Raw genomic sequence first — 14,148 nt, forward strand, 5'->3', positions numbered from 1 at the left:
GACTCTTTCCCTTGTCTTTAAGAACGATCCAGCTCAATGTCGATGCCCAAGGAACGGATTTCCTTGACCAGCACATTGAACGATTCCGGCATGCCGGCTTCAATAGAGTGTTCGCCCTTGACGATGTTTTCGTACACCTTGGTACGACCTTGCACGTCATCGGACTTGACCGTCAGCATTTCCTGCAGCACGTAGGAAGCGCCATAAGCCTCCAACGCCCACACTTCCATTTCACCGAAGCGCTGACCACCAAACTGGGCCTTACCACCCAGAGGCTGTTGGGTCACCAAGCTGTATGGACCAGTTGAACGGGCGTGCATCTTGTCGTCGACCAAGTGGTGCAACTTCAGGTAGTGCATGTAGCCGACGGTGGTGGTGCGCTCAAAAGCATCACCGCTGCGTCCGTCATAAAGTTGCGCTTGGGTTCGGGTAGCGGTCAGGCCCTTGGCCTTGGCCACATCGTCCGGATAGGCCAGTTGCAACATATCGCCGATTTCTTTTTCGGTGGCGCCATCGAACACGGGTGACGCGAACGGCACGCCACTGGTCAGCTCCTTGGCCATTTCCTGGACTTCGGCATCTGACAACTGTGCCAGGTCTTCCTTGCGACCGGTGCTGTTGTACACCTGCTCCAGGAAACCACGAATCTCAGTGGATGCTGCTTCGCGTTGCAGCATGTCGCCAATGCGTTGGCCCAAGCCCTTACCAGCCCAGCCCAAGTGCACTTCCAGCACCTGCCCGATGTTCATACGCGAAGGAACGCCCAATGGGTTCAACACGATATCCACCGGTGTGCCGTCTGCCAAGTAAGGCATGTCTTCAACAGGCGTGATCTTGGAGACCACACCCTTGTTACCGTGACGGCCGGCCATCTTGTCACCAGGCTGCAAGCGGCGCTTGACGGCGATGTAGACCTTGACCATCTTCAAGACACCTGCGGGCAACTCGTCGCCTTGTGTCAGCTTCTTGCGCTTTTCTTCAAAAGCGAGGTCGAAGCTGTGGCGGGTTTGTTCCAGCGAGTTCTTGATGCTTTCAAGTTGGCTTGCCACCTCTTCGTCCGCAGGACGGATGTCAAACCAGTGGAACTTCTCCACGGAGGTCAAGTAAGCCTTGTCGAGCTTGGTGCCTTTGGCCAGCTTTTGTGGGCCGCCATTGGCCACTTTGCCGGTCAACAGCTTCTCGATACGGTCAAACGCATCCGCTTCCACGATACGCAACTGGTCATTCAGGTCCAGACGGAAACGCTTGAGTTCGTCGTCGATGATCTGCTGTGCACGGCGGTCACGCTGAATGCCTTCACGGGTGAACACTTGCACGTCGATCACGGTACCGGAGCTGCCCTGGTCCACGCGCAGGGACGTGTCCTTCACGTCGCTGGCCTTCTCGCCAAAGATAGCGCGCAAGAGCTTTTCTTCAGGTGTGAGTGTAGTCTCGCCCTTGGGCGTAACCTTGCCAACCAGGGTGTCACCCGGTAGAACTTCTGCACCCACATAGATGATGCCGGACTCATCCAGACGGTTGAGCTGCTGTTCGCTCAAGTTAGGGATGTCGCGGGTGATTTCTTCCGCGCCCAACTTGGTGTCACGTGCCATCACCACGAGTTCTTCGATGTGGATGGAGGTGTAGCGGTCTTCGGCCACCACACGCTCGCTAATCAAGATCGAATCTTCGAAGTTGTAGCCGTTCCATGGCATGAAAGCGACCAACATGTTCTGGCCAATGGCGATTTCGCCCAAGTCGGTCGAAGCACCGTCGGCAATCACATCACCCTTGGAAAGCTTGTCGCCTTTCTTCACGATGGGACGCTGGTGGATGTTGGTGTTCTGGTTGGAACGCTGGTACTTGATCAGGTTGTAGATATCAACACCGACTTCACCGGCTTGCGCTTCAGCATCGTTCACGCGGATCACCACACGGGTCGCATCCACGTAATCAACGATACCGCCACGGGTCGCGGTCACCACCGTACCGGAGTCGACCGCGGCGACGCGCTCGATACCGGTACCCACCATGGGTTTTTCAGGACGCAACACAGGCACGGCTTGACGTGACATGTTGGCACCCATCAAAGCGCGGTTGGCGTCATCGTGTTCCAGGAACGGAACCAGGGAAGCAGCTACCGACACGATCTGGGCAGGCGACACATCCATGTACTGGACACGGTCCGCGCTCACCAGAATGGATTCACCCTTTTCACGGGCAGACACCAAGTCGCCGGTCAGCGTACCTTCCTTGTCCAGCGCTGCGTTGGCCTGGGCAATGACGTACTTACCTTCTTCGATCGCCGACAGATAGTCGATCTCGTTGGTGACCTTGCTGTCCACAACACGGCGATACGGTGTTTCGATGAAACCGTACTCGTTCAGGCGTGCGTACAGCGCCAAGGAGTTGATCAGACCGATGTTTGGACCTTCGGGAGTTTCGATTGGGCACACACGACCGTAGTGGGTCACGTGCACGTCTCGCACCTCGAAGCCAGCGCGTTCGCGGGTCAAACCACCGGGGCCAAGGGCCGATACACGGCGCTTGTGGGTGATTTCTGCCAATGGGTTGGTCTGGTCCATGAACTGGGACAGCTGCGACGCACCGAAGAATTCCTTCAGGGCTGCCGAGATCGGCTTGCTGTTAATCAGGTCATGCGGCATCAGAGGCTCTTGCTCTGCCTGGCCCAAACGCTCTTTCACGGCCTTTTCGATACGTGCCAAACCGGTGCGGTATTGGTTCTCGGCCAATTCGCCCACGCAACGCACGCGGCGGTTACCCAAGTGGTCGATGTCATCGACGTCGCCACGGCCGTTGCGCAGATCCACCAGGATCTTGACGACAGCCAGGATGTCTTCGTTGGTCAGCACCATGGGCCCGGTGGATTCCGAGCGACCCATCTTGGCGTTGAACTTCATACGGCCCACGCGCGACAAGTCGTAGGTATCGGGGTTGTAGAACAAGCGTTGGAACAGCGCCTGAACGGCATCTTCCGTAGGCGGCTCGCCAGGACGCATCATGCGGTAGATGGCGACGCGCGCTGCAAATTCGTCCACCGTTTCGTCGGTACGCAGGGTTTGTGAAATGTAGGCGCCCTGATCCAACTCATTGGTGTAGATGCAAGCCAGGTCCTGAATGCCTGCGGTGCGCAGCTTCTTCAGCAGGGCTTCGGTCAGCTCTTCGTTGGCCTTGGCCACGATTTCACCGGTATCGCCGTCCACCACATTGCGCGCAACCACGCGGCCAATCAGAAAGTCTTCAGGCACGCTGATATGCGAGGTGCCAGATTGCTCCAGTTCGCGGGTGTGGCGCGCAGTCACGCGCTTGTCTTTGGCCACCACCACTTTGCCGGACTTGTCGGTGATGTCAAAACGTGCCACTTCTCCACGGAGACGCTCGGCCACAAATTCCATTTGCGCGCCACTGTCCATCAAGCGGAAGTTGTCGTTGACAAAGAAGTTGGCGAGGATGGACTCGTTGTTCAGGCCAATGGCCTTGAGCAGAATCGTGACCGGCATCTTGCGGCGACGGTCCACACGGAAGTACAGCAGGTCTTTTGGGTCAAACTCAAAGTCGAGCCAGGATCCGCGGTAAGGAATGATGCGCGCAGAGAACAGCAGCTTGCCGGAGCTGTGGGTTTTGCCCTTGTCGTGTTCGAAGAACACGCCAGGCGAACGGTGCAACTGCGACACGATCACGCGCTCAGTACCGTTGATGATGAAAGAGCCCTTGCCAGTCATCAGGGGCACTTCGCCCATGTAGACCTCTTGCTCTTTGACTTCCTTGACCACCTTGTTTTGACCGGTCGAAGACTCGCGGTCATAAATAATCAGTTGCACCTTGGCGCGAACCGCGGACGCGTAAGTCAGGCCACGGGTCTGGCATTCACGCACGTCAAACGCTGGCTTGGCCAGGTTGTACTCGAGGTACTTCATTTCCACAAAACCGTTGTGAGAAACGATGGGAAATGCGGCTTCAAAGGCGGCTTGCAAGCCTTCGTTGGTGCGTTTCTTGGGGCCTACGTCGGCTTGCAAAAATGCGGTGTACGCATCTTTTTGCATCTGGAGCAGGTAGGGAATCTCGAGCACGCTATCGCGACTACCGAAGTTTTTGCGAATTCGCTTGCGTTCTGTGTATGTGTAAGCCATTAGATCTCCGGGCAAAGGCTGAGGAATCCTGGGGGTCCTAGGCGACTGTCGCGTTGAGCACCACTCTCAACAGGCTTGGTGATTGGCCACTACCAATCATTGGCGGACGGTCGCGCATTGCACGCAACCCGAACCAAGGCATCTTCTGCAGTCGGATCAGAAGACACTGGAAAACAGTAAAACAACTGTTTTCCAGTGCACACTAATTTCGCCATCTACAAGCGGCAAAGGCTGGAGGCCCTTTTGGAACCTCCAGCCCATGCGAATCGGTCGATTACTTGAGTTCGACCTTAGCGCCAGCTTCTTCCAGCTTCTTCTTAGCTGCTTCAGCGTCAGCCTTGGAGATGCCTTCCTTGACAGCCTTGGGAGCGCCGTCAACCAGGTCCTTGGCTTCTTTCAAGCCCAGACCGGTGATTTCGCGCACAGCCTTAATCACGGACACTTTGTTTGCGCCAGCTTCAGTCAGGACTACGTTGAATTCGGTCTTTTCTTCAGCAGCGGCAGCACCACCAGCAGCGCCACCAGCAGCAGGAGCAGCCATTGCAGCAGCGCTCACACCAAATTTCTCTTCGATGGCTTTCACCAGGTCGTTGAGTTCCATGACTGTCATGCTGTCCAAAGCGGACAAAAATGCGTCTTTATCGAATGCCATTTTGATTTCCTAACAATATTGGTTACTACAGACAGGCAACGATTACGCTGCGGCTGCCTCTGCGGGAGCAGCTTCTGCTGCGCCTGCGCCACGCTGTTCCGCCAAAGCCGCCAGCACGCGTGCTGTGCGGGAAATGGGGGACTGCATCAAGCCCAACAATTGAGCCAACAACACTTCCTTCGAAGGGATGCTTGCCAATTGCTTCACGCCGTTCACGTCCAGAGCCTTGCCGCCGTACGCACCGCCACGAATCACCAACTTGTCGTTGGTCTTCGCGAACTCGGCAACCACCTTGGCGGCGGCTACTGCGTCTTCGGAAAAGCCATAGATCAGGGGACCGGTCATCTGGTCGGACACAACTTCAAAGCTGCTACCGGCAACAGCACGGCGGGCAAGGGTGTTTTTCAACACGCTCAGGCTCACGCCAGCGCTGCGCGCGGTGTTGCGCAGTTTGGTCATGTCAGCGACCGTGATGCCGCGGTATTCCGCGATCACGAGCGTTTGAGCTTTAGCGGCGAGGCCGGTCACATCACTGATGACCGCTTCTTTCTCACTGCGATTCAGACTCAAGGTCTACTCCTTAAAATGCACTTTGCGACTTGCGCCGCTTGTGCTCCACATTGCAGCGACCAACTGTTAACAGAATATTCATTCCATCTGCAGCGGGATCGCCATCTGCGTTGGTTGAGGTATTAAGTGCAGCGAGCTGCACACCAACGGTCTTGGATGGCCTGCCGTTTCCCGAAAGTCACGCCAGCCCACCACATCGAGGCACCCATTACAGGCGCCTCAAATTCAAGATTACGCCGCGATGGACTGAATGTCCACGCGCACGCCCACACCCATGGTCGAAGACACTGCCACTTTGCGCAGGTACAGGCCCTTGCTGGAAGCTGGCTTTGCCTTGTTCAAGGCATCCACCAATGCAGCCAAGTTACCTTGAAGCTGGGCAGCCTCAAAGGAACGACGGCCAATGGTGCTGTGCACGATACCGGCTTTGTCAACGCGGAACTGGACTTGACCAGCTTTTGCATTCTTGACGGCGGTAGCTACGTCAGGAGTCACAGTACCTACCTTGGGGTTAGGCATCAGACCACGTGGGCCCAAGATTTGACCCAGAGTACCAACGATACGCATAGCATCAGGCGCTGCGATCACAACGTCAAACGGCATGTCGCCAGCCTTGACCATCGCAGCCAGATCGTCCATACCAACAACGTCAGCACCTGCTGCCTTGGCTTCCTCAGCCTTGGCACCTTGAGCAAACACAGCGACACGCTTTGTTTTACCTGTGCCGTTGGGCAGCACGACAGCACCACGAACCACTTGGTCCGATTTCTTGGCGTCGATACCGAGTTGCACTGCTACGTCGATGGACTCATCGAACTTGGCGTTGGCAAATTCCTTTACCAAACCCAATGCATCAGACAGTGCGTACAGCTTGTTGCTGTCGATTTTGCCAACTTGGGCTTTTTGCTTTTTGGTCAACTTGGACATTTACACGCCCTCCACATTCACGCCCATGGAACGGGCAGAACCAGCGATCGTACGAACTGCGGCATCCAGATCAGCGGCAGTCATGTCTTTCATTTTGGTTTTAGCAATCTCTTCGAGCTGGGCACGAGTGATCTTGCCAACCTTGTCAACGTGAGGACGGGAAGAACCCTTGTCCAGCTTGATGGCCTTTTTGATCAAGACGGTCGCAGGTGGAGTCTTGATAACAAAGGTGAAACTCTTGTCAGCAAAAGCTGTGATCACCACAGGCAGTGGCAGACCAGGTTCAACACCTTGGGTCTGGGCATTAAAAGCCTTGCAGAACTCCATGATGTTCAAACCACGTTGACCCAATGCGGGACCGATGGGTGGGGATGGGTTGGCCTTGCCAGCTGGCACTTGCAGCTTGATGAAGCCGACGATTTTTTTCGCCATGATTTCTCCTTGCGGGTATAACGCTTTCAGCGAACCATTCGCCTACGGCTTCCCGGGGTTAACGACTCTCTATCTTGCACCGTGTCGAGTCGATAAAAACACGATGCGCTGCAGCCTTACAGCCGCGAAATTCGCCTTAAGTTTTCTCGATCTGAGAGAACTCCAACTCCACGGGAGTCGACCGGCCGAAGATCGTGACGGACACCCGTACTTTGCTCTTCTCGTAATTCACATCTTCCACAGAACCATTGAAGTCGGTGAAAGGACCTTCCTTCACCCGCACAAACTCTCCAACAACGAACTCGATCTTGTGGCGAGGTTTGTCTGTGCCTTCCTGCATCTGATTGACGATCTTCATCACTTCAGCTTCGGAGATCGGGGCCGGGCGATTCTTCGCACCGCCCACAAAACCAGTCACCTTGTTGGTGTGCTTTACCAAGTGCCAAGTGTCATCATCCATGACCATCTCGACCAGCACGTAGCCCGGGAAGAACTTGCGCTCAGTGGTTTTCTTTTGGCCGTTTTTGACTTCAACAACCTCTTCCATCGGCACGAGAATGCGACCGAATTTGGACTGCATACCAGCACGCTGGATACGCTCCAAGATGTTGCGCTCAACAGCCTTCTCCATGCCGGAGTACGCATGCACTACATACCAGCGCAGATCCGGGTTGGCAGGTGCAGCAGACGCAGTAGCTTCCACTGTGGGAACGAGCACATCGTCAGTCATTATTTCTTCCATCCCAGGATCAAGTCGTAAAAGAGCCATTCGAGCGTCTTGTCAGTCAACCACAAGAACACCGCCATGATCAGCACAAATCCAAAGACATACGCGGTAATCTGAATCGCCTCTTTCCGGGCAGGCCAGACTACTTTTTTCACTTCGCGCCATGCGTCGCGACCGAAAGCAATCAGTTGACGACCGGACTCTGAAGAAAAGAATGCACCAGCCGCCAAGGCAAGACCCACAATCAATGCACCCCATTGCACCACTTGGCCTTGTTTGCCCAGCAGATAGAAGGCCGCCAGCGCCGCCAAAAGCAATGCAACCGCCGCACCAAGCTTTAACTTGTCTGCGCCGGTGTTGACCGTTTCAATTTGTGTCGAAGCCATGTTTCTTTTTCGCGTTTGCTTGCATTCAGTTTCAGCGACCTTAAGACGCTGAAGCCCGCTACACCGTAGCGGGCTCTTTTTTCATCCACCGACCTTACTTCCGGTGGCAGGGGCAGTAGGAATCGAACCTACAACCTTCGGTTTTGGAGACCGACGCTCTGCCAATTGAGCTATACCCCTACAGACTTCCTTTACGCGATGATTTTGGCAACCACGCCGGCGCCGACGGTACGACCGCCTTCGCGAATAGCGAAACGCAGGCCTTCTTCCATGGCGATGGGGTTGATCAATTTCACAGTGATGGACACGTTGTCGCCAGGCATCACCATTTCTTTGCCTTCAGGCAACTCGATCGCACCGGTCACGTCCGTGGTACGGAAGTAGAACTGGGGACGGTAGTTGTTGAAGAAAGGAGTGTGACGGCCGCCTTCGTCCTTGGACAGAACGTAGATTTCGCCGGTGAAGTGGGTGTGGGGCTTGATGGAGCCGGGCTTGCACAGCACTTGGCCGCGCTCGACGTCTTCACGCTTGGTGCCGCGCAACAGGATACCGACGTTGTCGCCAGCTTGACCTTGGTCCAACAGCTTGCGGAACATTTCCACGCCTGTGCAGGTGGTCTTCTGGGTGTCTTTGATACCGACGATTTCGATTTCTTCGCCGACCTTGACGATACCGCGCTCAACGCGACCTGTCACCACGGTACCACGACCGGAGATGGAGAACACGTCTTCCACGGGCATCAGGAATGCGCCGTCCACTGCACGCTCAGGGGTGGGGATGTAGGTGTCCAGTGCGTCAGCCAGCTTCATGATGGCTTCTTCGCCCAGGGCGCCCTTGTCGCCTTCCATGGCCAACTTGGCGGAACCACGCACGATGGGGGTGTCGTCGCCAGGGAATTCGTACTTGGACAGGAGTTCGCGAACTTCCATTTCCACCAGTTCGAGCAATTCTTCGTCATCAACCATGTCGCACTTGTTCAGGAACACGATGATGTAAGGAACGCCCACCTGGCGAGCCAACAGGATGTGCTCGCGAGTCTGGGGCATGGGGCCGTCAGCAGCAGAACAAACCAGAATAGCGCCGTCCATTTGGGCAGCACCAGTGATCATGTTCTTCACATAGTCAGCGTGGCCGGGGCAGTCCACGTGAGCGTAGTGGCGGTTAGCGGTTTCGTATTCGACGTGAGCGGTGTTGATGGTAATACCGCGTGCTTTTTCTTCAGGAGCAGCGTCGATCTGGTCGTAGGCCTTGGCAGATCCGCCGAACTTTGCAGCCAACACGGTGGTGATAGCAGCTGTCAGGGTTGTCTTGCCGTGGTCCACGTGACCAATCGTGCCCACGTTCACGTGGGGCTTGGTACGGGTGAATTTTTCTTTTGCCATGCTTAGCTCCGAAAAGTAATAGGTTCAAACAAATAACTATCTATCGCCGTACTACCGCCATCACAAGCATGCCAGCGGCAACGCCAAATTGGTGCCCTTTGCGGGAATCGGACCCGCGACCTCTCCCTTACCAAGGGAGTGCTCTACCACTGAGCCAAAAGGGCAAAGGTCTGCTTTCGCAAACCTTAAAAACTTTATCAAATCACAGCGACATCAAGACTATGGAGCGGGGTAGGAGAATCGAACTCCTCGCTTTAGCTTGGAAGGCTAAGGTATTACCACTATACGAACCCCGCGCAGGCCCGCCAATCTAACAGTCTTTTATGTCACTGGTGGAGAGGGCTGGATTCGAACCAGCGTACTCGTAAGAGGGCAGATTTACAGTCTGCTGCCATTAACCACTCGGCCACCTCTCCTAGGTGAGCCTCGGATTATGCCAGCTTTATGGGGCACTTGTCACCTGCCCCCAAAGTTTTTTGCAATCGCTGGCAATTCAGAAGTGGTTATGCCGTCGACTTCAATCCCGAGTCCTATCCTTCAACCAGCGACTTGCCTGACTGAAATGACCACACCCGATGAAGGGCACAGGCGGACGGGAAGCGGAAAGCGGGGATGGATGATTCGCACACAAGACCAAGTGTTTTTCAGGGTCTATCAAGGACTGCTTTGCCTGCGCATGTGCGCCCCACAGCATAAAAACCACATCCGGCGCCCGGTCGGAGACCTCGCGGATGACCATATCGGTAAACACCTCCCAGCCCCACTTGGAATGACTGGCCGGCTGCGCCTCTTCGACCGTCAAGCAGGTATTCAAAAGCAACACGCCCCGTTGCGCCCAAGACAGCAAACTACCCTCCGTCACGGGAAACAAAGTGCCGGCTGCATCGCCCTCACGCATCAACTCTTTAAAGATGTTGCGAAGAGAAGGGGGTACTGCAACTCCTCGTGAGACAGAAAAGGCCAGCCCCTCCGCCTGACCACGAGCGTGGTACGGGTCTTGACCCAAAATCACAACCCTAACGTCCCTCAAAGCCGTGAGCGATAGGGCCCGCAACGGCTCTGGCGGGAAAATGACCGCGCCCTTATCCAGCCGCAGTTGCAATCGGGCACATAGTTCCTGCCCCTGCGCACTTCCAAAAAAAACCTTCTTGACGCCCTCCCAACTGGAATCAACCAACCACTGATCTGGGTCAGCGATCCGCAACTGGTCAGCCCGATGTCCGCTATCCGCAGGCTGAGACTCCCCCGTCAGCAAGGACAGCTGCATACCTCAGCCGAACAAGGCAGCGAGCGCTTCGCCCGGCTCAGGCGCGCGCATGAAGGCCTCGCCCACCAAGAATGCATTCACTCCTGCCGCGCCCATACGCAATACGTCTTCGCGGGTGTGAATGCCGCTTTCGGTCACCAGCAGCTTGTCCGCCGGCACCATGGAACGCAATGTCAGCGTAGTGTCCAGCGTTACATCAAACGTCTTGAGGTTGCGGTTATTGATGCCCAGCAAAGGGGTCTTGAGTTTCAAGGCTCGCTCCAGCTCTGACTGATCGTGCACTTCCACCAGCACCGCCATGTCCAACCCAAAGGCAATCGCTTCGAGATCTTTCATTTGCGCATCGTCCAGGCACGCTGCAATAAGCAGAATGGCGTCGGCTCCCATGGAGCGGGACTCGTAAATCTGATACGGATCCACCATGAAGTCCTTGCGCAGCACCGGCAACTGGCAGCTGGCGCGGGCCTGTTTGAGGTAATCCACCTCACCCTGGAAAAACTGCACATCCGTCAGCACCGAGAGGCAGGCTGCACCATGCTCTGCATAGCTCTGCGCAATGTCTGCAGGGATAAAGTCGGCGCGGATCACGCCTTTAGACGGGCTGGCCTTCTTGACCTCGGCAATCACAGCCGGCTTGCCGGCGGCGATCTTGGCGCGCAAAGCGCCCACAAAGTCACGCGTCAGCACGCGGGACTCGGCGTCCGCACGCACGAATTCCAGCGATTTGCGGTTCTTGGCAGCCGCCACTTCCTGGTGCTTGACGGCTACGATTTTGTCGAGAATGTCGCTCATGGGGGGTCCTGATAGTTAGTTCGCCAAGCGGCTGGAGAGGGCCACCAGTGCGTCGAGCTTGGCCTTGGCCGCTCCTGATTCAATAGCTGCCCGCGCAAGTGCTATGCCGGCTTCCATGCTTTCCGCCACATTGGCGGCATACAGGGCGACACCGGCATTCAGCGTCACAATGTCTTTGGCGGGGCCGGGCTGATTATTGAGCACGCCCATCAACATGGCTTTCGAGTCTTCAGCGGTTTCCACCTTGAGGGCACGGTTGCTGGCCATGACCATGCCGAAGTCCTCGGGGTGGATCTCGTATTCACGGATTTCGCCGTTCTTGAGCTCGCCAACCAGCGTACCGGCGCCCAGGCTCACTTCGTCCATGCCGTCGCGGCCGTAGACCACGATGGCGTGTTCTGCGCCCAGACGCTGCAAGGCCCGCACCTGGATACCCACCAAATCAGCGTGGAACACGCCCATCAGGATATTGGGAGCACCGGCCGGGTTGGTCAGCGGACCCAGGATGTTGAAGATGGTGCGTACGCCCATCTCCTTGCGCACCGGGGCCACGTTTTTCATGGCGGGATGGTGGTTGGGCGCGAACATGAAGCCGATGCCCTGCTCGGCAATGCACTGGGCGATCTGGTCGGGTTTCAGGTTGATGTTCAGGCCCAGCGCTTCGAGCACATCGGCACTGCCGCTCTTGCTGCTCACGCTGCGCCCGCCATGCTTGCTGACCTTGGCACCCGCCGCCGCGGCGACAAACATGCTGCAGGTGGAGATGTTGAAGGTGTGGCTGCCGTCGCCGCCAGTGCCGACGATGTCTACCAAATTGGTTTTGTCGGCCACCTCCACTTTGGTGGAGAACTCGCGCATCACCTGCGCGGCAGCCGTGATTTCGCCGATAGTTTCCTTCTTGACCCGCAAGCCGGTGATGAGGGCCGCCATCATGACTGGCGACATCTCGCCGGACATGATCTGGCGCATCAGGTGCAGCATTTCATCGTGAAAGATTTCACGGTGTTCGATGGTGCGCTGCAGCGCCTCTTGGGGGGTAATTTTGACGGTGTGGGGCATGGCGTCTCCTTAAAGCTCAGGCGCAGCAGTGCGCGCCAGTTTGATTCCGAATCCTACAAACAAGGCGCCGGCCACGCGGTCCAGCCAGTGCATGCCTTGTTGAACCAGCGCAGTGCGCCGCGCCGCCCAACCTGCCAACACGGCGTAGCCGGTGTTGATGGGAATGGCGTTGACGTTGAACAGCACACCCAAAACCAGAAAAGCCAAGGTCGGGTGGCTAGCGCCAGGGGCAATGAACTGCGGCACAAAGGCCAGGAAAAACAGCGCCACCTTGGGGTTGAGTGCATTGGTCAGGAAGCCGCGGAAAAATATGCTTTTCAGGCCTCCAGCGCTCGTGGAATCTGCGCGAGCAGCTTCCAAATCGACAGCAGGCTGCGATTTGGACCAGAGCATGCGGATACCCATGAACACCAGATACGCCGCGCCCACCCACTTGAGCACGGTAAAGGCCATCGCCGACGTGGCCAGCAAGGCACTTACGCCGAGGCCGGCTGCAAAAATATGTACAAAGCAGCCAGCGGTGATGCCGAACGCCGCCACGATGCCGGCGCGCACACCGCTGCGCAAGGCATTGCTCACGATGTACAGCACATCCGGCCCGGGCGTGAGGTTGAGCAGCCACCCGGACAGCACAAAGAGCCCCAGATGTTCAATGCCCAGTTCTGCCCACATCACCCGCCGCTCCTCAGTACACCGCGGCGCCGCGGCTGACCGCAGCACCCGCCACCGGAGTGGCTTGGGCAAAAAACTCGCGGATGCCGGCAATCGCACGGTCAATGCCTGCCGCATCCACATCCAAGTGCGTCACAAAGCGCAGGCCGATCAGGCCGGTGGCCAACACGCTGCGTGCCTTGAGGAAAGCCAACAGATCCGGGCCACGTCCGTCCGCCACATCCACAAACACGATGTTGGTCTGCGCAGATCGCACTTGCAGCCCGGCAATACCCTGCAAACCGTTGGCCAGGCGCTGCGCCAGCGCATGGTCGTCGGCCAAGCGGTCCAGGTGATGATCCAGCGCGTAGCTGGCAGCCGCCGCCAAAAAGCCGGCCTGTCGCATACCGCCCCCGGCCATTTTGCGGATGCGGTGGGCACGGGCGATCAGCTCACGGCTGCCGCACAGGGCAGAGCCGACTGGCGCGCCCAGCCCTTTGCTGAAGCACACTGACACGCTGTCAAAGTAGCCGGCGATGCGGCGCGCAGAAGCGATGGCAGATTCCCCCGCTTCAGCCCTTGCCACCGCCGCATTGAACAGCCGCGCGCCGTCCAGGTGCACCGCCAGCCCGCGTTCCCGCGCCAAACCGGTAGCCTGTTCCAGATAGCTGGCGGGCATGGGATTGCCATTCCAGGTGTTTTCCAGGCACAGCAGGCGGGTGCGGGCAAAGTGGCAGTCGTCGGGCTTGATGGCGGCCGCCATGTCGGCCAACGCCATCTGGCCACCGGCGTCCTGCGCGAGCGGCTGCGGCTGGATGCTGCCGAGCACCGCGGCACCGCCACCTTCATAGCGGTAGGTGTGCGCCAGCTGGCCCACGATGTATTCGTCCCCCCGGCCACAATGCGCCATCAGCGCGCACAAATTGCTTTGGGTGCCGGTAGGCATGAACAAGGCCGCTTCGAAACCCAGGAGGGCGGCGACTTTGTCTTGCAGCGCGTTGACGCTGGGGTCATCCCCGAACACATCGTCGCCCAGCGGAGCCGCAAACATGGCCTCCCGCATGGCAGCCGTAGGGCGGGTGACGGTGTCACTGCGCAAATCAACAATAGTGGTCATTACAGCCTCTGGCGCCCGTTGGATATGCGCAGACAGCTATCAAAATAATAGCTACC

At 57.2% G+C, this 14,148-nt stretch carries 13 protein-coding genes and 4 tRNA genes; all 17 read right to left on the reverse strand.

Going from position 1 to position 14,148, the window contains the following annotated elements:
* Window positions 1-17: 17 nt before the first annotated feature.
* The 17 genes from rpoB to ltaE all read right to left on the reverse strand — a co-directional run bounded on the left by rpoB (window position 18) and on the right by ltaE (window position 14,092).
* On the reverse strand, window positions 18-4,130 hold the full coding sequence (gene rpoB, locus AEP_RS10240) for a DNA-directed RNA polymerase subunit beta (protein ID WP_087495285.1): 4,113 nt from the start codon (window positions 4,128-4,130) through the stop codon (window positions 18-20).
* A 274-nt stretch (window positions 4,131-4,404) separates the two neighbouring features.
* Window positions 4,405-4,782 carry a 50S ribosomal protein L7/L12 gene (rplL, locus tag AEP_RS10245; RefSeq protein WP_087495286.1) on the reverse strand — a complete coding sequence of 126 codons (378 nt, stop codon included), beginning with the start codon at window positions 4,780-4,782 and terminating at the stop codon, window positions 4,405-4,407.
* A gap of 42 nt (window positions 4,783-4,824) precedes the next feature.
* Window positions 4,825-5,352 carry a 50S ribosomal protein L10 gene (gene rplJ / locus AEP_RS10250; RefSeq protein WP_087495287.1) on the reverse strand — a complete coding sequence of 176 codons (528 nt, stop codon included), beginning with the start codon at window positions 5,350-5,352 and terminating at the stop codon, window positions 4,825-4,827.
* 231 nt (window positions 5,353-5,583) lie between these two features.
* Entirely contained in the window at window positions 5,584-6,279 is a 696-nt protein-coding gene (gene rplA / locus AEP_RS10255) for a 50S ribosomal protein L1 (RefSeq protein WP_087495288.1), read from the reverse strand.
* A complete protein-coding gene (gene rplK, locus AEP_RS10260; protein WP_087495289.1) occupies window positions 6,280-6,711 on the reverse strand; it encodes a 50S ribosomal protein L11 in 432 nt (143 codons plus the stop codon).
* Between the two features lie 136 nt (window positions 6,712-6,847).
* Window positions 6,848-7,441 carry a transcription termination/antitermination protein NusG gene (nusG, locus tag AEP_RS10265; RefSeq protein WP_087495290.1) on the reverse strand — a complete coding sequence of 198 codons (594 nt, stop codon included), beginning with the start codon at window positions 7,439-7,441 and terminating at the stop codon, window positions 6,848-6,850.
* Window positions 7,441-7,824, reverse strand: a complete 384-nt coding sequence (secE, locus tag AEP_RS10270; protein ID WP_087495291.1) for a preprotein translocase subunit SecE — start codon at window positions 7,822-7,824, stop codon at window positions 7,441-7,443. Before secE ends, nusG begins: the two co-directional genes overlap by 1 nt.
* A 104-nt stretch (window positions 7,825-7,928) precedes the next feature.
* Window positions 7,929-8,004: transfer RNA gene (locus AEP_RS10275), tRNA-Trp, on the reverse strand.
* Window positions 8,005-8,015: 11 nt separating this feature from the next.
* Window positions 8,016-9,206, reverse strand: a complete 1,191-nt coding sequence (gene tuf, locus AEP_RS10280) for an elongation factor Tu (RefSeq protein ID WP_087495292.1) — start codon at window positions 9,204-9,206, stop codon at window positions 8,016-8,018.
* A gap of 89 nt (window positions 9,207-9,295) precedes the next feature.
* Window positions 9,296-9,370, reverse strand: a tRNA-Thr gene (locus AEP_RS10285).
* Window positions 9,371-9,428: 58 nt separating this feature from the next.
* A tRNA-Gly gene (locus tag AEP_RS10290) sits at window positions 9,429-9,502 on the reverse strand.
* Window positions 9,503-9,536: 34 nt separating this feature from the next.
* A tRNA-Tyr gene (locus AEP_RS10295) sits at window positions 9,537-9,622 on the reverse strand.
* Between the two features lie 101 nt (window positions 9,623-9,723).
* Window positions 9,724-10,473, reverse strand: a complete 750-nt coding sequence (locus AEP_RS10300; RefSeq protein ID WP_087495293.1) for a uracil-DNA glycosylase — start codon at window positions 10,471-10,473, stop codon at window positions 9,724-9,726.
* A 3-nt stretch (window positions 10,474-10,476) separates the two neighbouring features.
* Entirely contained in the window at window positions 10,477-11,265 is a 789-nt protein-coding gene (gene trpC / locus AEP_RS10305) for an indole-3-glycerol phosphate synthase TrpC (protein WP_087495294.1), read from the reverse strand.
* Window positions 11,266-11,280: 15 nt separating this feature from the next.
* Window positions 11,281-12,324 (reverse strand): anthranilate phosphoribosyltransferase, encoded by a 1,044-nt coding sequence (gene trpD / locus AEP_RS10310; RefSeq protein WP_087495295.1) that lies wholly within the window; start codon window positions 12,322-12,324, stop codon window positions 11,281-11,283.
* Window positions 12,325-12,333: 9 nt separating this feature from the next.
* Entirely contained in the window at window positions 12,334-12,996 is a 663-nt protein-coding gene (locus tag AEP_RS10315; RefSeq protein WP_087495296.1) for a LysE family translocator, read from the reverse strand.
* Window positions 12,997-13,009: 13 nt separating this feature from the next.
* On the reverse strand, window positions 13,010-14,092 hold the full coding sequence (ltaE, locus tag AEP_RS10320) for a low-specificity L-threonine aldolase (RefSeq protein ID WP_087495297.1): 1,083 nt from the start codon (window positions 14,090-14,092) through the stop codon (window positions 13,010-13,012).
* Window positions 14,093-14,148 lie beyond the last annotated feature (56 nt).

This window comes from Curvibacter sp. AEP1-3 (assembly GCF_002163715.1).
Lineage (GTDB): Bacteria > Pseudomonadota > Gammaproteobacteria > Burkholderiales > Burkholderiaceae_C > Allorhodoferax.

What these genes read in the sequence shown, in the direction of transcription:
- rplK (WP_087495289.1), bottom strand. Translation starts at nt 6,711, where the DNA reads ATGGCGAAAAAAATCGTCGGCTTCATCAAGCTGCAAGTGCCAGCTGGC.
- secE (WP_087495291.1), bottom strand. Translation starts at nt 7,824, where the DNA reads ATGGCTTCGACACAAATTGAAACGGTCAACACCGGCGCAGACAAGTTA.
- tuf (WP_087495292.1), bottom strand. Translation starts at nt 9,206, where the DNA reads ATGGCAAAAGAAAAATTCACCCGTACCAAGCCCCACGTGAACGTGGGC.
- trpC (WP_087495294.1), bottom strand. Translation starts at nt 11,265, where the DNA reads ATGAGCGACATTCTCGACAAAATCGTAGCCGTCAAGCACCAGGAAGTG.
- AEP_RS10315 (WP_087495296.1), bottom strand. Translation starts at nt 12,996, where the DNA reads ATGTGGGCAGAACTGGGCATTGAACATCTGGGGCTCTTTGTGCTGTCC.
- trpD (WP_087495295.1), bottom strand. Translation starts at nt 12,324, where the DNA reads ATGCCCCACACCGTCAAAATTACCCCCCAAGAGGCGCTGCAGCGCACC.
- nusG (WP_087495290.1), bottom strand. Translation starts at nt 7,441, where the DNA reads ATGACTGACGATGTGCTCGTTCCCACAGTGGAAGCTACTGCGTCTGCT.
- rpoB (WP_087495285.1), bottom strand. Translation starts at nt 4,130, where the DNA reads ATGGCTTACACATACACAGAACGCAAGCGAATTCGCAAAAACTTCGGT.
- rplA (WP_087495288.1), bottom strand. Translation starts at nt 6,279, where the DNA reads ATGTCCAAGTTGACCAAAAAGCAAAAAGCCCAAGTTGGCAAAATCGAC.
- rplL (WP_087495286.1), bottom strand. Translation starts at nt 4,782, where the DNA reads ATGGCATTCGATAAAGACGCATTTTTGTCCGCTTTGGACAGCATGACA.
- ltaE (WP_087495297.1), bottom strand. Translation starts at nt 14,092, where the DNA reads ATGACCACTATTGTTGATTTGCGCAGTGACACCGTCACCCGCCCTACG.
- AEP_RS10300 (WP_087495293.1), bottom strand. Translation starts at nt 10,473, where the DNA reads ATGCAGCTGTCCTTGCTGACGGGGGAGTCTCAGCCTGCGGATAGCGGA.